A 26,940-nucleotide genomic window follows, 5' to 3' on the forward strand; every position below is an offset into this window, starting at 1 on the left:
AGCTATTCATCACCGGACCACAATGAAAGCCTGATTTTTTTATCCACTTGAGGGAACGAACAATGAATAACTTTACTCTCCATACGCCTACCCGCATTCTGTTTGGTAAAGACGCCATCGTCGGTTTGCGCGAGCAAATCCCGGCCGATGCCCGAATTCTCATCACTTATGGCGGTGGCAGCGTCAAAAAAACCGGCGTTCTGGATCAGGTTTACTCCGCCCTGGCGGGTATGGACGTGCATGAGTTCGGCGGTATCGAGCCGAATCCGTCTTATGAAACGCTGATGAATGCGGTAAAAATCGCTCGCGATGAGAACATTACTTTCCTGCTGGCCGTCGGCGGTGGATCTGTACTTGATGGCACTAAATTTATTGCCGCCGCCGCGCATTATGCTGACGGGATCGATCCATGGCATATCCTGCAAACCTCCGGCAGTGATATTCGCAGCGCCATTCCGATGGGCTCGGTCCTGACTTTACCGGCAACCGGCTCCGAGTCGAATAAAGGCGCGGTGATTTCGCGTAAAACCACCGGTGACAAGCAGGCTTTCCACTCGCCGTTCGTCCAGCCGGTTTTCGCCGTACTCGATCCGGTTTACACCTATACCCTGCCACCGCGTCAGGTGGCTAACGGCGTGGTTGATGCGTTTGTTCATACGGTCGAGCAGTATGTAACGTATCCGGTGAATGCAAAAATTCAGGACCGCTTTGCCGAGGGTATTTTGCTGACGCTGGTCGAAGATGGCCCGAAAGCGCTTCAGGAGCCGGAAAACTATGATGTTCGGGCCAACGTCATGTGGGCCGCGACCCAGGCGCTAAACGGCTTGATTGGTGCGGGCGTGCCGCAGGACTGGGCGACGCACATGCTGGGTCATGAGCTGACGGCAATGCACGGACTGGATCATGCGCAGACGCTGGCGGTGGTTCTGCCTGCGCTGTGGAATGAACAACGCGCCACGAAACGCGCTAAGCTGCTGCAATACGCCGAACGCGTCTGGAATATTACTGAAGGCAGCGACGATCGGCGTATTGATGCCGCTATTGCGGCCACCCGGAATTTCTTTGAACAGCTTGGCGTACCGACTCATCTGTCTGGCTATGGTCTGGACGGCAGTTCTATTCCGGCCCTGCTGGCAAAACTGGAAGAACACGGTATGACTGCGCTGGGTGAACATGGCGATATTACCCTCGACGTCAGCCGTCGTATTTACGAGGCGGCGCGCTAACCATTTTATCTCCCGACTTTCGTTTTTGACGTTTTCGTCCAGACTTAATACACATAACTTTGCCGGGGAGTACTCCGGCAAGTTTCAATAAGGAGAAATCAATGTCACATCCAACCATCATCAAACTTCAGGACGGCACTCTCATGCCACAACTGGGTCTTGGCGTGTGGAAAGCAGGTAATGACGAGGTCGTACAGGCCATTCATAAAGCGCTGGAAGTGGGTTATCGCTCCATTGATACTGCTGCAGCGTACAAAAATGAAGACGGTGTGGGAAAAGCGTTACAGAGTGCGGGTATCCCGCGAGACGATCTTTTTATTACCACCAAACTGTGGAATGACGACCAAAAACGGCCTGCTGATGCGTTACAGGAAAGCCTTGATAAGCTCCAGCTCGATCATGTCGATCTCTATTTAATGCACTGGCCCGTGCCGGCAATCGATCACTACGTTGAGGCGTGGGAAGGGATGATCGACCTGCAAAAGCAGGGGCTGGTAAAAAGCATCGGGGTCTGCAACTTTCAAATTAACCATCTGCAACGGCTGATCGATGAAACGGGCGTGACCCCGGTCATCAACCAGATCGAACTGCATCCGCTGCTGCAACAGCGCCAGCTTCATGCCTGGAATGCTACACATAAGATCCAGACTGAATCCTGGAGCCCGCTGGCCCAGGGTGGCGAGGGCGTGTTCGATCAAAAAATCATTCGTCAGCTTGCCGATAAATATGGCAAAACGCCGGCGCAGATCGTCATCCGCTGGCATCTGGATAACGGCCTGGTAGTGATCCCGAAATCGGTCACGCCATCGCGCATTGTTGAAAACTTCGGCGTCTGGGATTTCCGTCTGGATAAAGACGAACTGGGCGAAATCGCAAAACTGGATCAGGGCAAACGTCTGGGACCTGACCCGGATCAGTTCGGCGGCTGATCGCCTTTTACGGTGTGGATATCCACACCGTGACACACCTCCGGCGGCGGCAGCTGCGTCGCCGCCGGCAGCTGGCATATCACGCCAAATTCCGCGCCGTCCATCACATGTGAATTGCCCAGTCCCCCCGCGATAAAATAGTCATACTGCCGGGTCGCGGTCTGAATGCGCAACTGTGCACGATGCATCCAGTCCATCGGTCCGAGCGGTAAATAGAACGCCCATTCGTGCTTTGCGGGAAAAGAAAAACGTCCGGCGCGGTCAGAGACGATGCGGGACGCCCCGGCATTGCTTTCAAGGGTAATACCAACTCCTGCCAGCGGTTGCCCGTGGCTGTCCAATACCTTGCCTTCCACTCGCGGCTGGTTCTGATAATGGGTGACGCACCCGTTTTGCAATAACGCTATTAACACGATTGCCGGGGCAAAAGATTTCTTCATTTTAGTGACCTTTTCCACGGCAAGTATTAACGACCCGTTGATTTCACCCGCTTTTTGCTCGCGGCCAGCCCCTGCCGCTGATGGGCTACCGGCGTATGTTTTGTCAGCGCCGGACGCGTGTTGCGATTCTGCCGTCGCGCTTCACGCATCTCATCCAGGGTTGGCGCAGGCACCAGGCATTCACGCCGACCGCCAATTAAATGCTTCTTGCCCATGGTTTCCAGCGCCTGACGGATCAGCGGCCAGTTGGCCGGATCGTGATAGCGCAGCAGTGCTTTATGTAAACGACGCTGCTTATCTCCTTTTGGCACCACCACATCTTCACTTTTGTAATCGATTTTACCCAGCGGGTTCTTGCCGGTGTAATACATGGTGGTTGAGTTCGCCAGCGGCGATGGATAAAAGTTCTGCACCTGATCGAGACGGAAACGATGGCGCTTCAGCCACAGGGCGAGATTCACCATATCCTCATCCTCCGTGCCCGGATGCGCGGAAATGAAATACGGGATCAGGTACTGCTCTTTCCCGGCCTGTTTAGAGTACAGATCAAACAGCTCTTTAAAGCGATCGTAGCTGCCCATACCCGGCTTCAACATTTTCGACAGCGGACCCGCTTCGGTATGTTCCGGGGCGATCTTCAGATAGCCGCCAACGTGGTGCGTGGCCAGTTCCTTAATGTAGCGCGGATCGGCAACGGCCAGATCGTAACGCACGCCAGAGGCGATGAGGATCTTCTTCACGCCTTTGAGATCGCGCGCGCGACGATACAGATCGATGGTCGGCTGATGATTGGTGTCCATATGCGGGCAGATCTCAGGATAGACACACGACAGGCGGCGGCAGGTTTGCTCGGCACGTGGCGACGTACAGCGCAGCATATACATGTTAGCCGTTGGCCCACCCAGATCGGAGATCACGCCGGTAAAGCCCGGCACCGAGTCACGAATGGCCTCGATTTCATTGATGATCGAGTCTTGTGATCGGCTCTGAATAATACGCCCTTCATGCTCGGTAATAGAGCAGAAGGAGCAGCCGCCAAAACAGCCACGCATAATGTTGATCGAAAAGCGGATCATCTCATAGGCTGGAATGCGGCTGTTACCGTATGCGGGATGCGGTACGCGCTGGTAAGGCAGGGCAAACACGCTATCCATCTCTTCCGTGGAGAGCGGAATAGCCGGGGGGTTGATCCACAGGTAGCGATCGCCATGTTTTTGCATCAATGCGCGCGCGCAGCCGGGGTTAGTTTCATGGTGCAGAATACGCGAGGCATGTGCATACAGTACTTTGTCACTCTTCACCTTTTCAAACGAAGGCAATAGCACATAGGTTTTTTCCCACGGCTTCGGGCGCGGCGGCTGTACGGTGACGGTTTTTGCTTGCTGCTTTTTCGGCGCAACCGGCTTGTTATCCGCACACGGCAGATCGTCGCCGTACGGATGCGGGATAGGGTCAATTTTACCCGGCGTGTCGAGGCGCGTGGAATCTACGCCGCTCCAGCCCGGCAGCGCTTCTTTAACAATAATCGCGGTATTACGCACATCGCGGATCTGGCTAATCGGTTCGCCCATTGCCAGGCGGTGCGCCACTTCCACCAACGGACGCTCGCCGTTACCAAACATCAGCATATCGGCTTTGGAATCCACCAGCACCGAACGACGTACGGTATCTGACCAGTAGTCGTAATGCGCGGTGCGGCGCAGGCTGGCTTCGATACCGCCGAGGATCACCGGCACATCTTTCCATGCCTCCTTGCAGCGTTGGGTATAAGCCAGGGTAGCGCGATCCGGGCGCTTGCCTGCTACGTTATCCGGCGTGTAGGCATCATCATGACGCAGCTTACGATCCGCCGTATAGCGGTTGATCATTGAGTCCATATTCCCTGCCGTCACGCCAAAAAAGATATTCGGCTTGCCGAGGCGCATGAAATCATCTTTGCTGTTCCAGTCCGGCTGGGCGATGATCCCGACCCGAAAACCCTGGGCTTCGAGCATACGTCCACATATTGCCATGCCAAAGCTTGGATGATCGACATAGGCGTCGCCGGTGACCAGAATAATATCGCAGCTATCCCAGCCAAGTTGATCCATCTCTTCACGTGACATTGGCAAAAATGGCGCCGGGCCAAAGCAGGCCGCCCAGTATTGCGGCCACGAGAAAAGGTCACGATCCGGCTGGATCAGGGAGATAGCGCTCATAATGCTTCCGGGGAAAAAATAATCAAAGGGCGTGGATTATACGCCGAATATCACCGATAAATGAAGGGACATTTTTGCTATGGCTTGCGGGATGCGGCGTGAGCGCCTGTACAAACAGGCGCCGGCAAACTGTCAGGGGGCCGGATTTACCAGCAGCTGGCCCATCGATCCCCGATCGGCCATTTCCAGGGTCTGACTGGCGAACTGGAACGGGAAGTGTGCCCATGAAGGCTGTGCAAAATAGACCAGCAGCTCGACCTGACCATCGACCCAGACGGTATCTTTCCAGCCCCGGTCTTCCGGGAACGGCATCGCCCCGTTGACGTTGCGGATCTGAAACATCACGCCTTCAATATGGAACGACTGCGGCGCATCCGCGCGAACCGTCCAGCGCTCCCAGGTTCCCTGCTGAGCCGTGATATCCATTCGCTGCGGGTCCCAAAGTTGACCGTTAATACCCGGATCGTCACCAAGGCTGATATCACGACTGCGCACCGCCGCACCGTTGATAAGTTCTGCCGACAGCAGGCGCTGCGGCAGGCTGTCGGTGACCAGCGGCAGTAGCCCGGTCGGGCGTAGGGTCAGCACCAGGGTCGAAATCAGAATACTCGACGGTTCAAAGAAGCCGCGAATACGATCCATAATGCCGGCGGCCTCGCCGCAGGTGATCGAGACTTCATCGCCATTGGTCATATCGACCAGGATCTCCCGACGCTCGCCAGGCGCCAGCGAAAGCTGTTTAAGCGACACCGGAGCGGGTAAGAAACCCTGGTCACCAGAGATAACGTGGATGGCGCGCCCATCGCTCATTTGCAGCTGATAGCGGCGGGCGTTTGACGCGTTTAATAAACGCAGGCGCACCCAGCCGCGTGAAACTTCAACGTACGGGCTTTGCGCCCCGTTAACCACCAGAGTGTCACCGACAAACCCACCGCTGCCCGGCTCGCTGTACTCCAGAGAACCGAAGTTATCCAGGCGTTTATCCTGAATGATGACAGGGAAATCGTCCACGCCGTAGTGGCTCGGGATCGGCAGCGACTTGCTGATTTCATCTTCCACCAGCCACATTCCGGCCAGCCCCTGATACACCTGCTCAGCCATCCGGTTCGGCGTGTTGGCGTGATACCACAGCGTCGCCGCGCTCTGACGAATCGGCAAACCCGGTGCCCAGTCCGCATTCGGCGACATCATGCGCGCCGCGCCGCCGATGAGCGGTCCCGGCACCTGCAAACCGCCAATCGTCATCGCGACATTCTCAGTCATGCGATTGCTGTAAATGAGCTTAACGTCATCACCGCGCCAGACGCGAATAGTGGGCCCAAGATAACGTCCGTTAATCCCCCAGACCGCAGCCCGGGTCCCCGGAGTGAAAGACCAGTGTGAACGCTGGAGCGTCAAAAAGATCGGCTGTCCGCGACGGGACTCCAGCAACGGCGGCACCGGCAGTGCCTGTTGCTGTCCGGCAGCGTTTGCCCTCAGCGGCACCGCACCGGCGCACAGCGCCAACCCTGATGCCTGAACAAACTGACGCCGACTGAGTGACATATATGCTCCATAAAAACAAAAAATAAGAAAAAAGGGCCGTTATCCGGCTGGCAAAACGGATTACTGCTTCTGTGCGGCTTCGCGCTCTGCCACTTCCCGATCCAGCTCTTCAATTTTGGTCGCCATAATTTCACGGCAGTGAGCGGCCAGCTCGCGTACCTGATCTTTTCCCCAGCCGCTGGTATCAATCGGCGGCAGCATTTCAACGATCGCCCACCCGTTATTCAGTCGATTGAGTTTGATTTTATTCGACGTCGTGGATACGCAAACCGGGATCACCGGCACACCCGCGGCAATGGCCGCATGGAACGCGCCCGTCTTGAAGGGAAGCAGTCCGCGCCCCCGGCTGCGGGTACCTTCCGGGAACATCCAGATAGAGATACGACGCTTTTTGAACTGATCTACCAACGCAGCGATGGTGCTGTGGGCGCGAGAGCGGTTATCACGGTCAATCAGCAGGTTGCCGGTCAGCCAGTAAAGCAGGCCAAAGAACGGAACCCAGATAAGACTTTTTTTACCCACGGTGACAGTCGGTGGCTGAACAATGCTGGATGCCGTGACCATGTCATAGTTGTTCTGGTGGTTAGCAATATAAATTGCATTGCCATAGCTTGCCGCATCTGCCGGACGGCGAAGCTCGACTTTCAGGCCAAATAGCGGTGCAAGACGTCCGAACAAGCGACCAAAAGTGGAAACGTGTTTCGGATTACGAGGACTGAACAGACAGTAAATACAGCCAAATACGCATACCAGGATGCTGTAGATGACCACAATAATTAAACGAAAAATTGCAAGCATAGCTACCTCTGACACCCGTTTCGCTTAGAATTTTACGTTACCATTATGCGAAACAGCGTGTGGTGAATTGCGGATCCCCGGAAGGGGTATTGTTAATCGCAACGCGTGATTTAACAACGACTTTACAGCTTTTTTTAGCTGCATCCCCTTCCGTTAGCGGAAGGGGAAATGCAGAGTTACTCTTCGCTATCGCCAGCGCTTGCCCGGTGCGGAGAGTCGATTTCCACACGGTCAATTTTCTGCAAACCGCGCATCAACGAACCACGACGCCCGCGCTCGCCGACCACTTTTTGCAGCTCTTCTGGCCGCAGCTTGATTTTACGCTTGCCCACGTGCAGGGTTAGCGTGCTTTGCGGTGGCAAAATGAAGAGATGCGCCAGGCCATCTGTACCGGCAGCGGCTTCTGCGGAAGGAATACTGATAATCTTGTTGCCCTTCCCTTTCGACAGCTGCGGCAGGTCGCTCACCGGGAACATCAGCATTCGCCCGGCCTGGGTGATGGCCAGCAGCATATCGGATTCGTTTTCAACAATCAGCGGCGGCAGAACGCGGGCGTTCTCCGGCAGCGTGATCAGCGTTTTACCCGCGCGATTACGCGAGATCAAATCGTTAAAGGTACAGACAAAGCCGTAGCCCGCATCTGAGGCCATCAGCAATTTCTGCTCATCACCGGTCATCAGCATGTGTTCAACGGTCGCGCCCGGCGGCAGGGTCAGTTTACCGGTTAACGGCTCGCCCTGACCGCGCGCGGATGGCAGCGTGATAGGATCGATGGCGTAGCTGCGCCCGGTGGTATCAATAAAGACAACCGGCTGATTACTCTTGCCTTTGACCGACGCTTTCCAGCTATCTCCGGCTTTATAATTAAGCCCCGGCGCGTCGATATCGTGACCTTTCGCGCTGCGTACCCAGCCCATCTGCGACAGAACAATAGTCACCGGTTCAGACGGCAGCATATCGTGTTCGCTCATGGCTTTGGCTTCTTCGCGCTCCTGCAGCGGCGAACGACGTTCGTCACCAAAGGCTTCTGCATCTGCCTGAAGCTCTTTCTTCAGCAGAGTATTCATTTTGCGCTCGGAAGCCAGAATACCCTGGAGCTGATCGCGCTCTTTTTCCAGCTCGTTCTGCTCGCCGCGGATTTTAACTTCTTCCAGTTTGGCGAGGTGGCGCAATTTGAGTTCAAGGATGGCTTCAGCCTGGGTTTCACTGATGTCAAAACGCGACATCAGCGCCGGTTTCGGCTCATCTTCACGGCGGATGATCTCAATCACTTCGTCAATGTTGAGAAACGCCACCAGCAAACCTTCGAGGATATGCAGGCGTTTAAGCACTTTCTCAAGACGATAATTAAGACGACGGCGTACGGTATCGCGACGGAATACCAGCCATTCACTTAAAATCTCCAGCAGATTTTTTACTGCCGGACGACCATCAAGGCCGATCATGTTCAGGTTAATGCGATAGCTTTTTTCCAGATCGGTGGTGGCGAACAGATGATTCATCACCTGGTCCATATCCACCCGATTTGAACGCGGAACAATCACCAGGCGCGTCGGGTTTTCGTGATCTGACTCGTCGCGCAGATCGTCAACCATCGGCAGCTTTTTATTGCGCATTTGCGCGGCAATCTGCTCCAGCACGCGCGCGCCGGAAGTCTGGTGCGGCAGGGCCGTAATCACCACTGCACCGTCTTCTTTTTTCCACACCGCGCGCATACGCACCGAGCCGCGCCCGTTTTCGTAGATTTTACGAATTTCAGCGCGGGAGGTGATGATTTCTGCCTCGGTGGGATAGTCCGGCCCCTGGACTATATCCAGCAGTTCGCCCAGCGTGGTTTTCGGCTGCTCAATAAGCGTAATGGCCGCTTTTGCCACTTCACGCAGGTTATGTGGCGGAATATCTGTCGCCATCCCGACGGCAATACCGGTGGTGCCGTTGAGCAGGATATTGGGCAGACGCGCAGGCAGCATTTTCGGCTCCTGCATCGTGCCGTCAAAGTTCGGCACCCAGTCCGCCGTCCCCTGCCCCAGCTCGCTAAGTAGCAGCTCGGCATATTTCGACAGGCGCGATTCGGTGTAACGCATCGCGGCGAAAGATTTCGGATCGTCCGGTGCGCCCCAGTTCCCCTGCCCGTCGACCAGCGGGTAGCGATAGGAGAACGGCTGCGCCATAAGCACCATCGCCTCATAACACGCGCTATCGCCGTGCGGATGATACTTACCGAGCACATCACCGACGGTACGGGCGGATTTTTTAAACTTCGCGCTGGCATTCAACCCCAGCTCAGACATTGCATACACAATGCGCCGCTGTACGGGCTTCAGACCATCGCCGATAAACGGCAGTGCCCGATCCATGATGACGTACATGGAGTAGTTCAGATAGGCGTTTTCTGTGAATTCATGTAGCGCAAGGCGCTCTGCCATATCGCTCATTAATTGTGATTCCTCAACTTACACCCGACTATTGATGGGCAATATTGCCGCAGATACTACCCTATCTGCTGCGTTGAGTCACAAAGAAAAAGGGCCGGAGAACCGGCCCGAAGAGGAATTATTTGGTGACTTTATTGATGCGTTTCACGTCAATCTCAACGGAGTTGCGGCCCTTGTCCACTTCCCCCTGAATTTCAACCACATCCTGTGGCGTAATAGTGGCGCCGTTCCAGCGTTTATTGTCGATATCGACATTAATCGTTCCGGATGCATCTTTAAACAGATACAGCTCGTCAGAGACGCGCTCGACGATATTACCGCGCAGCGTCACCGGGGCATCATCGTTCAGCTTTTTAGCATTTTCGACGCTGACCGCGCTGCTGTTAGGGCCGTTGAATCCACCGTTTTGCGTCGCGTTCTGCGTAGTCCCCGGTCCGTTGAACCCACCCTGATCGGCAGCGAACGCCGGAGCAGCGCACAGCGCCAGGATAGCCGTCATTGCAGCAAATTTTTTCATGTGATTCTCTCCCTTAAGTTTATTTCATCTTCATTAAACAGTGTAATACTTAACAACTTCTTAAGCGGATGAAATATAATTTGCCGTTCAGGATGAGAACGTCTGATGATACAGACGCAGAGTTTAACAAGGAGTGTCTGATGCGTATTTTGCTGATAGAAGATGACAAACTGATCGGCGATGGTTTAAAAGCCGGGCTGACGCGGATGGGATTTACCCTGGACTGGTTTACCGGCGGTGAAGAGGGTCGATCGGCGGTGTACAGCGCGCCCTATGATGCCGTTATTCTCGATCTCACCCTGCCCGGCATTGACGGACTGGAGATCCTGCGCGAATGGCGTGAGAAACAGCACGGTGAGCCGGTACTTATTCTTACTGCCCGCGATGCGCTGGCACAGCGGATAGAAGGGCTGCGTCTTGGCGCGGATGACTACCTGTGTAAACCTTTTGCCTTAATCGAAGTGGCCGCCCGCCTTGAGGCGCTGATCCGCCGCGCTCACGGAAAATCCATCAGCATGCTGGTCCACGGCGATGTCACTCTCGACCCCGGTAGCCTGGTGGCAACGCTTGCCGGTGAATCACTCGCCCTCAAGCCAAAAGAGTTTGCGCTGCTGGAGTTATTAATGCGCAATATCGGCCGGGTGCTGCCGCGCAAGCTTATCGAAGAAAAACTCTATTCATGGGACGATGAAGTCTCGAGCAATGCCGTTGAAGTGCATGTCCACCATTTGCGGCGCAAGCTTGGCAGCGACTTTATCCGAACCGTTCACGGTATTGGCTACACATTAGGTGATGCATGATATTTACCCAGCGCCTGAGCCTGCGTCTCAGGCTGACTCTGCTGTTTTTACTGCTGGCAGTGACCGCCTGGCTTTGTGCCAGCGTGGTGGCCTGGCATCAAACCATCAAGCAACTCAACACTCTATTTGATACCCAGCAATTGCAGTTTGCCCGACGCATCAGCGCCATGGATTTCAACGAGATCCGCTCGCCGCAGCCGCCGTTAGTGGCCTCGCGAAAAGTCAAAAATGGCCACTATGACGATGATGTCATGGCTTTCACCATCTATACCGCGGAAGGGGCAATGGTGCTCCACGACGGCGAAAACGGTCGCGATATTCCGTTTACCTATCATCAGGACGGCTTTGAAGACGGTTATCTGACCACCGATGACGATACGTGGCGTTTTCTTTGGCTGACCACCCCGGATAAACGTTACCGCATTGTAGTGGGCCAGGAGTGGGAGTATCGCGAGGAGATGGCGTTAAAAATCATTACCTCACAGTTGACCCCGTGGCTGGTCGCGCTTCCGCTGATGCTGTTGCTGCTGGTGGTATTATTAAGCCGCGAACTGCGACCGTTAAAAAAGCTCACGCATACCCTGCGTCGCCGCGCGCCGGAGACGGCAGATTCGCTGGATATCAAAGGCGTTCCCAGCGAAGTGCGCCCGCTGGTCGATGCGCTCAACCATCTGTTTTCACGCACTCATGAGATGATGATCCGCGAGCGTCAATTCACTTCCGATGCCGCCCATGAACTGCGCAGCCCGCTGACCGCGCTAAAAGTACAAACCGACGTCGCGCAACTGGCTAAAGACGATCCGCAAATGCGGGAAAAAGCCCTGCTGCAACTGCATGTGGGCATCGACCGTGCTACCCGGCTTGTTGACCAGCTTCTTACCCTCTCAAGACTGGATTCGCTGGCCAATCTCGACGACGTACAGTCGTTATCCATGGCAGATCTGCTGCAATCTGCCGTGATGGATATTTATCATCCGGCGCATCAGGCGGGCGTCGAGGTCAGGCTGCATCGTGATGCCGATAACGTTACCTTCGTTGGTCAGCCGCTTCTGTTGAGCCTGCTGGTGCGTAACCTGCTTGATAACGCGGTCCGTTACAGCCCGCCAGGCAGCCAGGTTGATATCACATTGTGCAGCCGCAGTTTTACGATACGGGATAACGGCCCGGGCGTTGATGACGCGACGCTGGCACGCCTCGGCGAGCGCTTTTACCGTCCGCCCGGTCAGGATCAGCCGGGAAGCGGACTGGGGCTGTCAATCGTCCAGCGTATTGCTACATTGCATCAGATGTCCGTGGCTTTTGATCATGCCTCAGATGGCGGCTTTAAGGTTCAGATCGGCTGGTAACGACATTATTGCGTTTTTAGCAAAAGTCTTTGCACATTTTGCTAATTTTATTGCCCTGTCTGCTGGCGTAATATACCGGGCAAATGCAATTTACCAGGAACCTATAATGAGTAACATTCTGATTATTAACGGCGCGAAAAAATTCGCCCATTCTAACGGCCAGTTAAATGACACCATGACCGATGTCGCACAAAGCTATCTGCGCGATGCGGGCCATGCGGTACGTGTTGTTCGCGCAGAGGATGACTACGACGTGAAAGAGGAAGTGCAAAACTTCCTGTGGGCCGACACGATTATCTGGCAAATGCCGGGCTGGTGGATGGGCGCACCGTGGACGGTGAAGAAATATATCGATGATGTTTTTACGGAAGGACACGGTTCGCTGTACGCCAGCGATGGTCGCACCCGTTCTGACGCCAGTAAAAAATATGGTTCCGGCGGTCTGCTGCACGGTAAAAAATACATGCTTTCCCTGACCTGGAACGCTCCGATGGAGGCATTCACCGATCCAGAACAGTTTTTCCACGGCGTCGGGGTGGACGGCGTTTATCTGTCGTTCCATAAAGCCAACCAGTTCCTGGCCCTCGAGCCGTTGCCCACCTTTATTGCTAACGACGTGATAAAACTTCCCGATGTTCCTCGCGATATTGCAGAATATCGCAAGCATCTGGCGGCAATTTTTGGTTAAATGTGAGGATTAATTGCACAAGGAGTTGAGTACATCATGTTGACAGTTATTGCAGAAATCCGTACCCGTCCAGGCAATCATCATCGTCAGGCGGTGCTGGACCAGTTTGCGAAGATTATCCCGACGGTGCTTCAGGAAGAAGGTTGCCACGGTTACGCCCCGCTGGTCGACCATGCTGCCGGCGTGAGTTTCCAGGCCACCGCGCCGGATTCCATCATTATGCTGGAGCAGTGGGAAAGCGTCGCTCATCTGGAAGCACATTTGCAGACTGCGCATATGAAGGCCTACGGCGAAGCGGTAAAAGGCGACGTGCTGGAAACCCATATCCGTATTCTGGAGCAGGGCGTCTAGTTAATCGCTGTGCTGTACATGCCGGGCGGCACTGCGTTTGCCCGGCCTACAAATCACCGGTATCAATACGTCACATACCCTTCGCAGACCCGGTAAGCAACAGCGCCACCGGGCAGCATTACCAGTATAGCTTCCAGCTTTGGGTGATCCTCATCAGCGCTTCGACGTAAAAATAATCTCCCCAGCTACAGCACTCATCAACGCCTTTATCGCTGGCAAGATGATAAACCGAATGCTTCAGTAAACCGTTTCCCGGCTCGTTCAGACCAGTCAGATAATCCTGCGTCAGAGAAGAGAAAATTTTCAGCGCCCACTGCTGGTAGGTTTCGCGATCCGGATCGGTCACCGGCAACTGTTTTACCAGTTCCAGTAGCCCGCACACCGCGATGGCCGCCGCTGACGAGTCGCGCAGCGCATCAGTACCCACCAGCGCCAGATCCCAGTGACAAACGCCGTCTTCCGGCAACCGGTTGAGAAAATAGTTCGCCAGCCGCCTGGATAAGGCGATCATTGTTTTATCGCCGGTGTACAGATAACTCAGCAGGAAGCCGTAAATGCCCCATGCCTGCCCGCGCGCCCAGCAGGAATCATCGGCATAGCCCTGCTGAGTATTACCGTAGCGCGCCTCGCCGGTCACAATATCCATATAATACGTATGGAAGGTGGAGGCATCCGGACGGATCAGATATTTCGCTGCCTGCATCACATGCGCTTTCGCCGCCTCTGCGTAACGCGGATCGCCCGTCTGCTCCGTCGCCCAGTACAGCAGCGGCAAGTTCATATTGCAGTCGATGATCATCCGTCCGGCCAGTTCAGGATCGTTGAGATCGCCCCACGCCTGAATGATATGTGCTTTTGGATGATAGCGTTCCAGTAGCGCGTCTGCCGCCTGTAATGCGAAGCCTCGCGCCTCCCGATTGCCGGTCAGTCGCCAGGCAGCCATACAGGAAAGCGTGTATAAAAAGCCCAGGTCATGCGTACTGGTATCGTGGCGGCTGGCAATACGCACGCCAAATGAACGTACGTGCTTTTCTGCCTGTTGACGAAATAACGTCTCACCGCTCATTTCCCACGCCAGCCAGAGCTGTCCGGTCCAGAAACTGGTGGTCCACTCTACATTATCCGTCAGCGGATAGTGGCCTTTTACGCACGCCTCTGCCGGAAATTTATCACCGAATTGCGTTAAATGGCGGCGAATCAATTCGAGGACGTGATGACGTGCAGTACTCAACTGGTCTGTCAGCGCCTGTGGATCTACCGGTGCATCCGGACATTCAGGTAATCTTTCCTCAATGATTTGGCTTAACATATTTCGGTTCCTTATTTAGCAGTACTGTTTTCAACGACATCATATTTAGTTCGCCTTTGCACCTGACAGGCAGAAAGCGTAAAAGCAGAAATAAACGTAAAGAACAGCGCTATCGCGCCCATAATGACGTAGGTATGCTCGAAGCCAATTCGGTCATACATTATTCCGGCCGGAGAAGAGACCACGACATTGCCGACATACAGCATTGCCTGGTAGCCCAATAAATACATAGTTGCATTAACACGCTTATCAAAATGCTCGGCGATATATTTAAATACTGATACCAGCAGCAGGCAGATCTCCAGACCATAAAGCGGTTTAAGAACGGAAATCAGCAGGTGCGAATCACACAGACCGGAAATAATCAGACGCGCCCCCACGAGCACACCCACCAGCAGCAGGCCACGTTTTGCACCAATGGCATTGACGAAGAACGGGATCACCATATACATGATAAATTCCATTCCGGACTGCACCGTACCCAAATAACCGAAGATAGCATTGCCCTGATGAACGTCATCAAAGAAGGTAACGAAATAGCGTGAGAATTGCTGCTCGGCGATAAACATCATCCATGCCACTCCGGCAACATAAAGGCAGAATGCCCAGAACTTACGGCTTTTCAGCAGCAGCCAGACATCGGCCGGCACAATTTTTTGTGTCGTCAGGACCTCACTCGCCTGAGCCGAGTTAACATTCACTTTCAGACTAATAAGTACGATAAGCATAATCACCGACGCGACGCTGCCGAGTATAAAGTTATACGCCGGGGAGAGATTAAACAGCAGCCCCGAGAAGGAGGAGGCCACCGCCCAGCCAAGCGATCCCCACATACGGATCTGGCCAAATTCCATTCCGTTAAGGCGGCTAAAGCGATCTGAATAGGATTCACAGGCCGCGACCCCGGCATACCAGGCGAAGCTTAAATAAATAGCCCCAATAATAATACCGAGTAGCGTATTAGAGATTAATAACGGCTGGTAGATATAAATAAAGAACGGGGCCATTAAGGCTGACATCACCACAACGAAATAGAGCAAATATTTACTCATCCCGATTTTATCGAGAATATAACCATAGATGGGTTTGAGGATCACCGAGAACACGCCGTTAACCGCAAATACGGTGCCTATTTCCGTTCCGCTTAAATTTGCTTTTTGCCCCAGCCAAATCGCCAGCAGACCGATGCTTGCAGACCATGTAAAAAAGTAGATAAAAATAAAGGCGCTGATTTTGTAATATTCAGATCTGTTTTTCGTTGACGTATTTTCCATACATTCCTCGACGAAAGAAGATTAAACAGTAAATTAATCTGTTGATGTGATATCGGGTCTGAACACCCTCACCCCAGCCCTCTCCCTGAGGGAGGGCTGTCCGTATGCGGGATAATTTTTTGCTTCGCGCTACAAGCCGTTCAACACTGACTACCGCGCAATCATCACTCGTTTGCCGGTTGCGGGATCGGTCACTATTATCTGCTGGTTATCTACAACCAGGTCCGGCACGTTTTCAAAGGTATGATGTGAGTTAACGCTTGCCCCCACCGCGCTGTAAAGCCAGCTCTCGCCCACCGGGATCTCACCGCGCAAGACGGGGATCGCGGCGCATTCGGCAAACATAATGCTGCTGTTGGGCGGCGTGACAATACAGTCGCCCCGACGCTTCGCGGCAGGAGCCAGGCAGCGGATCGCACTGGTCCCGTTCATCGCCGGGATCAGGCAGCCGCCGTCGGTTAACCGGGGTACCGCGTTAATTACCGCAAAACCGCCTTCCACACTGCTCAAACTACGGCCGCTGTCGATATGGTGAATACGCAGATGCCACTCTCCGCACGGGATAAGCCAGCTTTCAATATGCACATCCTGCCAGGGCGACCAGCGTGAGAAGATAAAGTCAGCATCGACCTGCACGGCGTCACAGGCGCGGCGACCGCGAAAATAGTCGTCGTTTTCGCTTAATAGCAGCATGTTGTCGCAGGCTGCATGTTTGATCCCGTAACGTCCGCGCTCGATGGTGAATCCAAAACGGCTGGAGTAGGCAAATTTGGTGTATTTGGCCTCGGTATTAACGTAGTTATTCAGTTCCAGCTGTCCGGACGTCAGCATTACCACGTGCTGTGACTGCTCGCTGTGCATCAGGATCTGTTGGGCGTGCGGCACTGCGCGCGTGGAAGCCAGCGGCGGGAGCGCCCTTTCCTTTGCCTGCCAGAAAGGATGCTCTGCGGGCAGGGCCAGGATCAGGAATACCTTTAGCGCCCAGTAGGGTGAACCGGGCGAATTATAATCCTCGCACATCGCCAGATTGGGATAGGTAAAGCCGAGAGTCAAAATACCATCGCGATCAAAGATAGGCTGCTTCAGCCACCAGCGCAGATGACGCAGGATCACGCCTTTGATCTCCCCCGGAGAAAGGATGTCCAGCCCGGAAAAAGCGACTGCGCTCCAGAATGCCACCATCGCGAAACGGTAGGTCAGGCTTCGGCCAAACGGGACCGATGCGCCATCGGCGGCAGACATATAGATAAAATCCTGCGCAAAGAAGCGTGCGCGCTCACGCAATACGGCCGCCCGGTCAGGATCGTCTTCGGCATTAAGCGTGGCGTAGATCAGACCGTAGAAGTGGAAGGCCATCGAAATATAATAATCTTTCGGACGCCCGGGACCGTCTGAGTACCAGCCATCACCGAGGTAGTAGGCCTCCATTTGCGTGAACCGGCGTTCGACCGCCTCGCGATCCCACGGCAGGCCAGCGCGTTTAAAGCCGAGCTGCACCATAATGGCAAAATAGTTCCAGTTACTGTCGGGCATTTCGGCACCGCTGATTTGATCCAGCCAGCGATGCAGATTTTCCTGCTCGCGGGGAGTAAACACGCGGGTCAGCTTATCCTGTAACAGCGCCAGTCCCAGCCCGTAGGCCGCCATTTCGACCAGCCGCTGATCGTAAGGCCCGGTATCGCCCCAGTATTGCGCGCTTTGCGGGTCGGTACCCAGCCTGATGGCATCCGTGTATTTCTGACTCAGTGGTATTTCACCGCCGCCGGCCAGCAGGGGAAACAGGCCCCATAATGCGCGTGACAATCCTTCCATATTGGCGATTGACGCGTCGTAATGCGCGCAGGTATTACCCAGCGAAAACTGCGCGCTACCCGCAGGAAATTGCTTATCCAGCGCGTCTAACATGGACATCAGCGCGGCGGTAACGTCGTCGCGTGAAGACAATGATATTGATTTTTCTTCTGTTGCCGTAGCCATCAGTTGGTCCTCCCCGAAAGTGGCTAAAGCATAAAGAATCGCCATGACGCAGAAATGTTATCCGCATCACAACTGAGCTATTTAATTAAACCTCCTGTTGAGGAAATTTAAAATAGTGGTTTATTTTGCAGATACCCTGGCTAAAAATTTAATTTGGTTGTCTATGGCCGATCGCTGGAACACCGAACGTCTGGAGCCGATTGCCCTGAACGATACCCTGGCGTCGTTCAGCCGACTTTTCGCCAATACGGTTCGCTATCATCACTGGCATCAGTGTCTGGAGGTGCTGTATGTGGAGGAGGGTTACGGGGTCGTGATTGTCGATCATAAGCAATACACGCTGCGTCCGGGCCGGGTATTCTTTTTCCCTCCGTTTAAGCTGCATAAAATCATGGTCGATGAGCAGGCACAGGACAGCTATCGGCGAACCATTATTCATCTCGATCAACATGCCGTTCTGAAAGTTCTGCGTGATTTCCCGCTGAGTCAGCGGCGTTTGCAAAATCTGTCCGTGCGGGGAGGTGAAGCCTGGGTAGTCGACGCGCGAGAGATCCATTCACATGTGGATTTTCTTTTCAGTCGTTATGAAAAAATAGCCTCACTAAAGCCTCTGAGCGCTGAGCAAGTTTCCTGCCTGTTACTGAGTTTATTTAGCCTGTTGCCTGAAGATAACGACACGTTGACAGGCACCCGGACGGGCATCGCCAGCGAGGTAATGTTCTGGCTTGATGAGAATTACACGCGCAAATTCAGCCTTGCGGCACTGGCGGATGCGCTGGGCAAATCCAAAAGCTATATTTCACGGCGATTTCATTATGAAACGGGGGAGATCATTCTTGATCATCTTAATACGCTGCGGCTGCGCAAAGCCTGTGAAGCCCTGTTACACAGCGATAAAAGCGTGCGGGAGATTGCCAGGCAGGTAGGATTTTCGGATGTGACGTACTTTATCAGCGCTTTCGGCAAAGGGATTGGCGAGACGCCGCTACAGTATCGTAAGCGGCATAAAACGTGCGTCAGACCCGCCAGAGAGCAAGGCCTGACATAAGACGTATCAGCCTTCGATATCGGCTAAATCGCCTTTTTCCTGTAGCCAGTTGCGGCGATCTTCAGAACGTTTTTTCGCTAGCAGCATATCCATCATAGCATTAGTACGCTGATCGTCTTCGTCGCTTATTACCAGCTGCACCAGACGGCGCGTGTTAGGATCGAGCGTCGTTTCACGCAGCTGCATCGGGTTCATTTCACCCAGCCCTTTAAAGCGCTGAACGTTAGGTTTCCCCTTCTTGCGCTTAAGCTGTTCCAGGACGCCCGCTTTTTCTTCTTCCGTCAGGGCGTAATAGACCTCTTTACCCAGATCGATACGGTAGAGCGGCGGCAGCGCAACGTGGACGTGTCCATGCTTTACCAGGGTACGGAAATGCTTCACAAACAGGGCGCATAGCAGCGTTGCGATGTGCAGGCCATCGGAGTCAGCATCCGCGAGGATACAAATCTTACCGTAACGCAGCTGGCTCAGATCTTCGCTGTCCGGGTCGATACCAATAGCCACCGAAATATCGTGTACTTCCTGCGAGGCCAGTACTTCGTCAGAAGAGACTTCCCAGGTGTTAAGGATTTTTCCCTTCAGCGGCATGATCGCCTGATATTCACGATCCCGCGCCTGTTTGGCAGAGCCGCCCGCCGAGTCACCCTCGACCAGGAACAGCTCGGTGCGGTTAAGATCCTGTGCGGTACAGTCTGCCAGTTTTCCCGGCAGCGCCGGACCGCTGGTCAGCTTTTTACGCACCACTTTTTTGGCCGCACGCAGGCGACGCTGGGCGCTGGAGATGGCCATTTCAGCCAGCATTTCTGCGGCCTGCACGTTCTGATTTAGCCACAGGCTAAACGCATCTTTCACTACACCCGAGACAAATGCGGCGCACTGGCGCGACGAGAGACGTTCTTTAGTCTGCCCGGCAAACTGCGGGTCCTGCATTTTAACCGACAGTACGTACGCACAGCGATCCCAGATATCTTCTGCGGACAGTTTTACCCCACGCGGCAGAATATTGCGGTATTCGCAAAATTCGCGCATTGCATCCAGCAGCCCCTGACGCAGGCCGTTAACGTGCGTACCGCCCTGCATGGTCGGGATCAGGTTAACGTAGCTCTCGGTTAACAGTTCACCGCCTTCCGGTAACCACAGCAGCGCCCACTCGACGGCTTCGGTCTCGCCAGACAGATTGCCAACGAACGGTTTTTCCGGCAGTACCGGCAGGCCGTTTACTGCTTCACAGAGATAGTCGTTAAGGCCATCTTCGTAGCACCAGCGCTGCTCGGTATTATTGACGTTATCTTTAAAGTTGATTTCAACCCCCGGACAAAGCACCGCTTTAGCTTTCAGCAGGTGGCTCATGCGGGAGACGGAAAAACGCGGGCTGTCGAAAAAGCTTTCATCCGGCCAGAAATGGACGCTGGTGCCGGTATTGCGTTTTCCGCAGGTACCGATCACTTTCAGTTCCTCAACCTTTTCGCCATTTTCAAACGCAATCCGGTACACTTGACCGTCGCGGCGAACCGTGACTTCCACGCGCTTCGACAGGGCGTTAACGACGGAAATGCCGACGCCGTGCAGGCCACCGGAGAACTGATAGTTTTTATTGGAAAACTTGCCGCCCGCGTGCAGGCGACAAAGGATCAGTTCGACTGCCGGAACACCCTCTTCCGGGTGAATATCCACCGGCATACCGCGGCCATCATCAATGACCTCCAGCGACTGATCGGCATGGAGAATGACATCCACGCGTTTAGCGTGGCCTGCCAGTGCTTCATCCACACTGTTATCAATGACTTCCTGGCCCAGGTGGTTAGGCCGTGTTGTATCAGTGTACATTCCCGGACGGCGGCGAACCGGCTCAAGCCCGGTAAGTACCTCAATGGCATCAGCGTTATATGATTGCGTCATGGTGTTTTCGTAGGTCGCTCTGGCTGCTTAGCGCAGGCCCAGAAAATTGATAATCTGTGTGAAATGATCTTCAAAGCCCACAAAGGCATGATTGCCGCCCTCTTCAACGGTCTGGCGGCAGGCGTCAAAATAGTCAACCGCCTGACGGTAATCAAGAACCTCGTCCCCGGTCTGTTGCAGCAGCCAGATAAGGTCCGGCGCTTCGAGCGGGTCAATTTGCATGACTTTAAGATCGTAAATATGGCGTGACTCTAGCACATATTGCTGGCCGGTGTAGGGATTCTCGTTATGCCCCAGGTAATCCGTTAACAGTTCAAAAGGACGAACCGCAGGGTTAACCACAACGGCAGGCACCATAAAACATTGCGACAGCCAGGTAGCGTAGTAGCCACCGAGCGAAGAACCTACAATGCCCAGCGGCTCACCACCCAGTTCCAGCACCAGGGATTCCAGCAGTTCCGCCGCCTGCGCCGGAAACGCGGGCAGTTGCGGCGTCACCATCTCAATGTCCGGATAGTGTTCGGCCAGCCAGTGCTGTAGCGCCGTGGCCTTTGCGGAACGCGGCGAGCTATTAAACCCGTGCAGATAGAGAAGCGTAGACATCAATATCCTTCAGAAGCGGTATCGGGGCTAAATTGCGTGCTCTGTAAACGGCACACGTCCGTTACCAGAGAACCATCATCGTGTAATTCAAGCCAGCGCCAGCCGGGCGCAGCCGTGTCCAGGGTGAAGTTGGAGCAGTGCGGCTTAAACTGGACGCAGGTAGAGGGCGTTGCCATCATGCGGCGGCCGTTCCAGTCGAGATCCAGCTCCTGATGAATATGACCGCACAGCATGGACTTCACTCCGGGGAACCGCGCCAGAACGTTATCCAGCTCCTGCGCGTTGCGTAAGCTGTGCTGATCGAGCCAGCCGCATCCTGCCGGCAGCGGATGATGATGAAGCAGCAGCAGGGTATGCCGGTCGGTGGATTCAGCTAATTTACGCTCCAGCCACTCAAGCTGAAACTCGCTCAACTCCCCGTGCGGCACGCCGAACACCTGGCTGTCGAGCAGCAGGATTTGCCAGCGATCGCCGATCCATACCCGTTTTGCGGGCGAAATCCCGGACTCCTGAAGCGCGCTGTACATGGCAGGCTGGAAGTCATGGTTGCCGGGTAGCCAGACGCAGGGCGCAGCAAAACTTGCGATACCCTCAGCAAAGTGCTGATAGGCCGCAGCGGACTGATCCTGTGCTAAATCGCCTGTCGCTACGATGAGATCGCATTCACGCTGCTCAGCGTGGATCGCGTCGAGCACCGCCTGATAACTGTCCCAGGTGTTTACACCCAGTAACGTCTCATGCTTTTCAGCAAACAGGTGAGTATCAGTAATTTGCAGTATCTTCACTTTGGCCCCACCAGCCAGAGGAAGAGTTAACAGGCTTTCCAAATGGTGTCCTTAGGTTTAACGACGCTATAAAACCGGAATCGCCATCGCTCCATGTGCTAAACAATATCGTAGCCAGTCGGCTAAAAACTGATTAATTTGATGCTTTTCGTCGCGTTGATGCAACTTTTTATTCGGGTAATCATACCGCGCTTTGAAGCGAAAGATCTGCTGAGTTGAACACACTTCCGCGACCATGGCGTCATGATATAGCCGAACCGACATGGAGGGCAGGCTCCAGTAACTGATGGCAGGAGCCGTTTGCTCGATGGCCACCAGCGTCGTGTAACGGGTAGATTCTTGTATGGTTAACCGGTACTGCGCGTTGGCCACCTGATAACATGCGATTTCACCCGGCGCGTCATTACGCGGCAACAGGCGGCGGAGCTGGGCAAAATTCGTTTCGCACAGGCGCATCATTTCGGGAAAGTCAGGTGTATAACGCTTCATTTTTTCCACTCATTAATTAACTCTTGATAATGTAGCTGTAGCCATTGCAGCGCAATCACTGACGCCGCGTTGTCGATTTTCCCCTCTTCAACCCATTGATAAGCCTGCTCCCGACTTACCACATGAACCCGAATATCTTCGTTTTCATCAGCCAGACCGTGGATCCCTTCTGCGGTCGTGGCGTCCACTTCCCCTACCATTAAGGAGAGGCGCTCACTGGTGCCACCCGGACTTGCCAGATAGCTCATAAATTTCTTCACCCGCCCGACATCAAGCCCCGCCTCTTCCACCGCTTCGCGACGCGCGACCTGCTCTACGCTTTCACCTTCTTCGATCATTCCGGCGACCAGTTCCAGTAGCCAGGGGCTTTCGCTGGTGTCAAAGGCGGCGATGCGGATCTGTTCAACCAATACCACTTCATCGCGTACCGGGTCAAAGGGTAGCAATACCGCAGCATGGCCGCGCTCAAAAATTTCACGCTGCACTTCACCGCTCATTTCGCCGTTAAAAAGGCGATGGCGGAACCGATAAAGATCGAGTGAAAAAAAACCGCGATATAATGGTTCACGTGCAATAATTTCTACATCATTTTTTGTATAATTTGCCGTCAGTCCATTTTGTGTGGTCATGATTATCTCCGGATGACAATAGTGATGAAATTGTGGATTTCTCACCTGTTTAACTACGGTTTGACGAACTGTATGGTAGATTAGTGCCCATTCACGTCAGATGGCACATAACGCCAACCTTTTAGACTGGCAGATTCTGTTACAATCGGCGATTATTTTTTGAATTTGTTTAGCGATAAAAATGCTTCTCAACAAGGAATGCAAATGAAGAAATTGCTCCCCATCCTTATCGGCCTGAGCCTGACCGGCTTCAGCGCAGTAAGCCAGGCAGAGAACCTGCTACAGGTTTATCAGCAGGCCCGTTTAAGCAACCCGGACCTGCGTAAATCAGCAGCCGATCGCGATGCGGCATTCGAAAAAATCAATGAAGCGCGCAGCCCTTTGTTGCCACAGCTCGGTCTGGGCGCAGACTATAACTACAACAATGGTTTTCGCGACAGCAACGGTCTTGATACCACGTCAAAAAGCGCCTCATTACAGTTAACGCAAACCATTTTTGATATGTCGAAATGGCGTGCTCTGACGCTCCAGGAAAAATCAGCGGGTATTCAGGATGTAACCTGGCAGGCCGATCAGCAATCGCTGATCCTGAACACGGCTACCGCCTATTTTAACGTATTAAGCGCCATTGATGCACTCTCCTATACCGAAGCGCAGAAACAGGCTGTTTATCGCCAGTTAGATCAGACCACGCAGCGTTTTAATGTCGGCCTGGTCGCCATTACGGACGTGCAGAACGCCCGTTCACAGTACGACACCGTGCTGGCAAATGAAGTGACGGCCCGTAATAACCTTGATAATGCCGTTGAATCTCTGCGTCAGGTGACGGGTAATTACTACCCTGAGCTGGCATCGCTGAATGTTGATACCTTTAAAACGACGCGTCCGTCGGCGGTGAATGGCCTGTTGAAAGAAGCAGAAAATCGTAACCTGACGCTGTTACAGGCTCGTCTGAGTCAGGATCTGGCCCGCGAGCAGATTCGCCAGGCGCAGGATGGTCATCTGCCTACGCTGAATCTGACCGCCTCATCGGGCGTATCGGACACGTCATATCACGGTTCAAAAACGCGCGGTGTAAACGGCGCGCAGTATGAAGATAATAACGCAGGCCAGAATCAGGTCGGTCTAAGTTTCTCCCTGCCACTTTATCAGGGCGGAATGGTTAACTCGCAGGTAAAACAGGCGCAGTACAACTTCGTCGGTTCCAGCGAGCAGCTTGAAAGTGCGCATCGCAGCGTTGTGCAAAATGTTCGTTCTTCTTATAACAACATCAATGCCTCAATCAGCAGCATCAATGCGTATAAGCAAGCCGTAATATCCGCACAAAGTTCTCTGGATGCCTCAGAAGCAGGTTACACCGTGGGTACCCGTACGATTGTTGATGTACTGGATGCGACCACCACGTTGTATAACGCCAAACAGCAACTTTCCAGCGCCCGTTATAACTATTTGATCAATCAGCTCAACGTCAAAAATGCGCTGGGTACGCTGAATGAACAGGATCTGGCTGCGCTTAACAGCGCTCTGGGCAAAAATGTGCCTACGACCCCAGAAAGCGTCGCGCCAGAAGACGCTTCTCAGGTGGCCAGTGCAGACGGTTACTCCGGCACGGCAGTTCAACCTGCTTCTGTCCGCCGTTAAGCTATTCTGTCAGGCGGGGAGACCAGTCCCCGCCTGAACGTAAGGCAACGTAAAGATCCCCTGCTAATCCGCCCTTCTTGCTTCATTTTCGACCGCCTATCCTCTATCCTGAGCACTATTCACTACTTAAATACCACTGGTCCAGGAAGACAAATATGAAACGGACAAAAACGATTAATCATGCCACGTTCCGCAAAAGCTGGAACGCGCGTCATCTTACCCCTGTAGCCTTTGCGGTAACGGCCGTCTTTATGCTGGCCGGCTGCGAGAAAAGTGACGAAACAGTTTCTACCTATATGAATGCTGACGACTGTTCTTCGGCCAATCCGGGCAAGAGCGCGGAATGTACGACCGCGTATAATAATGCGCTAAAAGAAGCAGAACGTACCGCGCCTAAATACGCGACGCGAGAAGATTGCGTGGCTGAATTCGGGGAAGGTCAGTGCCAGCAGGCTCCGGCCCAGGCGGGTATGGCACCGGAGAACCAGGCGCAGGCTCAGTCCAGCGGCGGGATCTGGATGCCGCTGATGGCGGGCTATATGATGGGTCGTCTGATGGGCGGCGGTGCCGGCTTTGCGCAGCAGCCGCTGTTCAGCTCACGCAACCCGTCCAGCCCGGCATACGGAAAATACACCGACGCCAGCGGTAAAAATTACGGCGCAGCGCAACCGGGCCGCAGCATGACGGTGCCTAAAACGGCGATGGCACCAAAACCGGCAACCACCTCTACGGTCACCCGCGGCGGCTTTGGTGAGTCGGTCGCTAAACAGTCTACAATGCAGCGCAGCAGCGCAACAGGCAGCTCCTCTCGATCAATGGGAGGTTAATCGCCATGGAAAGGATCAGCATTACTGAACGCCCGAACTGGCGTGAAAAAGCCACCGAATTTGGCTTTAACTTTCACACTATGTATGGGGAACCGTACTGGAGCGAAGAAGCGTATTACAAACTGACGCTGGCTCAGGTCGACAAGCTGGAAGACGTTACGGCAGAGCTACACCAGCTGTGCCTGAAAGTGGTCGACAAGGTCATCGCCAGCGATGCGCTGATGACCAAATTCCGCATTCCGAAACACACATGGGGTTTTGTACGCCAGTCCTGGCAAACGCATCAGCCCTCGCTCTACTCACGCCTCGATCTGGCGTGGGACGGTACCGGTGAGCCTAAGCTGCTGGAAAATAATGCCGACACGCCTACCTCGCTGTATGAAGCCGCATTTTTCCAGTGGCTGTGGCTGGAAGACCAGCTTCAGGCAGGCCAGTTGCCGCCGGGCAGCGATCAGTTCAACAGTCTTCAGGAAAAACTGATCGAACGCTTTGGTGAACTGCGTGAGCAGCACGGTTTTCAGCTTCTGCACCTGACCTGCTGTCGCGATACGGTTGAAGATCGCGGTACGGTACAGTATCTCCAGGACTGCGCCGCCGAAGCGGGTATCGCCACCGATTTTCTGTATATCGAAGATATCGGCCTCGGCGAAAAAGGCCAGTTTACCGATTTGCAGGATCAGGTCATCGGCAATCTATTTAAGCTCTATCCGTGGGAATATATGCTGCGCGAGGTGTTTTCTACCAAGCTGGAAGATGCTGGCGTGCGCTGGCTGGAACCGGCGTGGAAAAGCATTATTTCCAATAAGGCGCTGCTACCGATGCTGTGGGAAATGTTCCCGGATCATCCTAACTTGCTGCCTGCTTACTTTGCCGAAGACGATCATCCGCCAATGGAAAAATTCGTGGTTAAACCCATTTTTTCGCGCGAAGGGGCTAACGTTTCGATTGTCGAAAATGGCAAAACCGTCGAGCAGGTTGAAGGACCGTACGGTGAAGAAGGTATGATCGTCCAGCAGTTTTACCCGCTGCCAAAGTTTGCTGACAGCTATATGGTAATTGGTAGCTGGCTCATTAACGATCGGCCTGCCGGCATCGGTATTCGCGAAGATCGCGCCCTGATCACTCAGGATCTGTCACGCTTTTATCCGCATATTTTTGTCGAGTGAGTGGCCGTTTCTCCCTCACC

24 protein-coding genes are annotated in these 26,940 nt (G+C 54.0%); 10 read left to right on the forward strand and 14 right to left on the reverse strand.

From position 1 onward, the window contains the following. The first annotated feature begins 62 nt into the window (after positions 1–62). Together yqhD and dkgA are read left to right on the forward strand one after the other, a co-directional pair. A complete protein-coding gene (yqhD, locus tag AC791_RS01765) occupies positions 63–1,226 on the forward strand; it encodes an alcohol dehydrogenase (RefSeq protein ID WP_049838764.1) in 1,164 nt (387 codons plus the stop codon). Positions 1,227–1,327: 101 nt separating this feature from the next. Next, positions 1,328–2,155 (forward strand): 2,5-didehydrogluconate reductase DkgA, encoded by an 828-nt coding sequence (dkgA, locus tag AC791_RS01770; RefSeq protein ID WP_049838765.1) that lies wholly within the window; start codon positions 1,328–1,330, stop codon positions 2,153–2,155. On the opposite strand, the gene AC791_RS01775 is transcribed toward dkgA, so the two are convergent. The 6 genes from AC791_RS01775 to AC791_RS01800 form a co-directional block, all read right to left on the reverse strand. Beyond that, positions 2,140–2,595, reverse strand: coding sequence for a carboxypeptidase-like regulatory domain-containing protein (locus tag AC791_RS01775; RefSeq protein WP_049838766.1), 456 nt, complete (start codon positions 2,593–2,595; stop codon positions 2,140–2,142). The two genes, dkgA and AC791_RS01775, sit on opposite strands and share 16 nt — an antisense overlap. Positions 2,596–2,621: 26 nt before the next feature. After that, positions 2,622–4,793 (reverse strand): YgiQ family radical SAM protein, encoded by a 2,172-nt coding sequence (locus AC791_RS01780; RefSeq protein WP_049838767.1) that lies wholly within the window; start codon positions 4,791–4,793, stop codon positions 2,622–2,624. 132 nt (positions 4,794–4,925) lie between these two features. After that, positions 4,926–6,338, reverse strand: a complete 1,413-nt coding sequence (gene ftsP, locus AC791_RS01785) for a cell division protein FtsP (RefSeq protein WP_049838768.1) — start codon at positions 6,336–6,338, stop codon at positions 4,926–4,928. A 60-nt stretch (positions 6,339–6,398) separates the two neighbouring features. After that, positions 6,399–7,136, reverse strand: a complete 738-nt coding sequence (locus AC791_RS01790; protein ID WP_049838769.1) for a 1-acylglycerol-3-phosphate O-acyltransferase — start codon at positions 7,134–7,136, stop codon at positions 6,399–6,401. A 176-nt stretch (positions 7,137–7,312) separates the two neighbouring features. Next, positions 7,313–9,571: a DNA topoisomerase IV subunit A gene (parC, locus tag AC791_RS01795; protein WP_049838770.1), complete on the reverse strand. Its 2,259-nt coding sequence runs from the start codon at positions 9,569–9,571 to the stop codon at positions 7,313–7,315. A gap of 118 nt (positions 9,572–9,689) precedes the next feature. Continuing rightward, positions 9,690–10,088, reverse strand: a complete 399-nt coding sequence (locus AC791_RS01800) for a YgiW/YdeI family stress tolerance OB fold protein (protein ID WP_049838771.1) — start codon at positions 10,086–10,088, stop codon at positions 9,690–9,692. Positions 10,089–10,228: 140 nt separating this feature from the next. On the opposite strand from AC791_RS01800, the gene qseB reads away from it, so the two are divergent. The 4 genes from qseB to AC791_RS01820 all read left to right on the forward strand — a co-directional run bounded on the left by qseB (position 10,229) and on the right by AC791_RS01820 (position 13,273). After that, the gene (qseB, locus tag AC791_RS01805; RefSeq protein WP_049838772.1) at positions 10,229–10,888 is read left to right on the forward strand and encodes a quorum sensing response regulator transcription factor QseB; all 660 of its coding nucleotides are present in this window, start codon (positions 10,229–10,231) and stop codon (positions 10,886–10,888) included. Beyond that, positions 10,885–12,234: a quorum sensing histidine kinase QseC gene (gene qseC, locus AC791_RS01810; protein WP_049838773.1), complete on the forward strand. Its 1,350-nt coding sequence runs from the start codon at positions 10,885–10,887 to the stop codon at positions 12,232–12,234. The genes qseB and qseC overlap by 4 nt, the downstream gene beginning before the upstream one ends. A gap of 106 nt (positions 12,235–12,340) precedes the next feature. Next, complete coding sequence (locus AC791_RS01815) at positions 12,341–12,922, forward strand: NAD(P)H-dependent oxidoreductase (protein ID WP_049838774.1); 582 nt, start codon at positions 12,341–12,343, stop codon at positions 12,920–12,922. A gap of 36 nt (positions 12,923–12,958) precedes the next feature. After that, positions 12,959–13,273 carry a putative quinol monooxygenase gene (locus AC791_RS01820; RefSeq protein ID WP_049838775.1) on the forward strand — a complete coding sequence of 105 codons (315 nt, stop codon included), beginning with the start codon at positions 12,959–12,961 and terminating at the stop codon, positions 13,271–13,273. 118 nt (positions 13,274–13,391) lie between these two features. Here AC791_RS01820 and AC791_RS01825 read toward each other — a convergent pair whose 3' ends face one another. From AC791_RS01825 to AC791_RS01835, 3 genes are all read right to left on the reverse strand, one after another. Beyond that, entirely contained in the window at positions 13,392–14,582 is a 1,191-nt protein-coding gene (locus AC791_RS01825) for a glycoside hydrolase family 88 protein (RefSeq protein ID WP_049838776.1), read from the reverse strand. Between the two features lie 11 nt (positions 14,583–14,593). After that, positions 14,594–15,856, reverse strand: a complete 1,263-nt coding sequence (locus AC791_RS01830; RefSeq protein ID WP_049838777.1) for an oligosaccharide MFS transporter — start codon at positions 15,854–15,856, stop codon at positions 14,594–14,596. Positions 15,857–16,006: 150 nt separating this feature from the next. Continuing rightward, the gene (locus AC791_RS01835; RefSeq protein WP_049838778.1) at positions 16,007–17,833 is read right to left on the reverse strand and encodes a DUF2264 domain-containing protein; all 1,827 of its coding nucleotides are present in this window, start codon (positions 17,831–17,833) and stop codon (positions 16,007–16,009) included. A 163-nt stretch (positions 17,834–17,996) separates the two neighbouring features. Between AC791_RS01835 and AC791_RS01840 the strand changes: the two genes are divergently transcribed. Next, positions 17,997–18,881, forward strand: a complete 885-nt coding sequence (locus AC791_RS01840; RefSeq protein WP_049839054.1) for a helix-turn-helix transcriptional regulator — start codon at positions 17,997–17,999, stop codon at positions 18,879–18,881. A 6-nt stretch (positions 18,882–18,887) separates the two neighbouring features. Here the strand turns inward: AC791_RS01840 and parE are convergent, their stop codons facing one another. Genes parE through nudF form a run of 5 tightly spaced genes read right to left on the reverse strand, consistent with a single transcriptional unit; the run spans position 18,888 to position 23,286 of the window. Next, complete coding sequence (parE, locus tag AC791_RS01845; protein ID WP_049838779.1) at positions 18,888–20,780, reverse strand: DNA topoisomerase IV subunit B; 1,893 nt, start codon at positions 20,778–20,780, stop codon at positions 18,888–18,890. Positions 20,781–20,807: 27 nt separating this feature from the next. Next, on the reverse strand, positions 20,808–21,383 hold the full coding sequence (gene yqiA / locus AC791_RS01850; protein ID WP_049838780.1) for an esterase YqiA: 576 nt from the start codon (positions 21,381–21,383) through the stop codon (positions 20,808–20,810). Beyond that, entirely contained in the window at positions 21,383–22,210 is an 828-nt protein-coding gene (cpdA, locus tag AC791_RS01855; RefSeq protein ID WP_049838781.1) for a 3',5'-cyclic-AMP phosphodiesterase, read from the reverse strand. The genes yqiA and cpdA overlap by 1 nt, the downstream gene beginning before the upstream one ends. Before the next feature lie 24 nt (positions 22,211–22,234). Further along, positions 22,235–22,657 (reverse strand): DUF1249 family protein, encoded by a 423-nt coding sequence (locus AC791_RS01860; RefSeq protein WP_049838782.1) that lies wholly within the window; start codon positions 22,655–22,657, stop codon positions 22,235–22,237. Then, positions 22,654–23,286, reverse strand: coding sequence for an ADP-ribose diphosphatase (nudF, locus tag AC791_RS01865; RefSeq protein ID WP_049838783.1), 633 nt, complete (start codon positions 23,284–23,286; stop codon positions 22,654–22,656). Before nudF ends, AC791_RS01860 begins: the two co-directional genes overlap by 4 nt. 204 nt (positions 23,287–23,490) lie before the next feature. Between nudF and tolC the strand changes: the two genes are divergently transcribed. The 3 genes from tolC to AC791_RS01880 all read left to right on the forward strand — a co-directional run bounded on the left by tolC (position 23,491) and on the right by AC791_RS01880 (position 26,920). Next, entirely contained in the window at positions 23,491–24,927 is a 1,437-nt protein-coding gene (gene tolC, locus AC791_RS01870; RefSeq protein WP_049838784.1) for an outer membrane channel protein TolC, read from the forward strand. Positions 24,928–25,082: 155 nt separating this feature from the next. Next, positions 25,083–25,754, forward strand: a complete 672-nt coding sequence (locus tag AC791_RS01875; protein ID WP_049838785.1) for a DUF1190 family protein — start codon at positions 25,083–25,085, stop codon at positions 25,752–25,754. A gap of 5 nt (positions 25,755–25,759) precedes the next feature. Continuing rightward, on the forward strand, positions 25,760–26,920 hold the full coding sequence (locus AC791_RS01880) for a glutathionylspermidine synthase family protein (protein WP_049838786.1): 1,161 nt from the start codon (positions 25,760–25,762) through the stop codon (positions 26,918–26,920). The last annotated feature ends 20 nt before the right edge of the window (positions 26,921–26,940 follow it).

The sequence above is a fragment of the Klebsiella sp. RIT-PI-d genome (assembly GCF_001187865.1).
Taxonomy (GTDB): Bacteria; Pseudomonadota; Gammaproteobacteria; order Enterobacterales; family Enterobacteriaceae; genus Superficieibacter.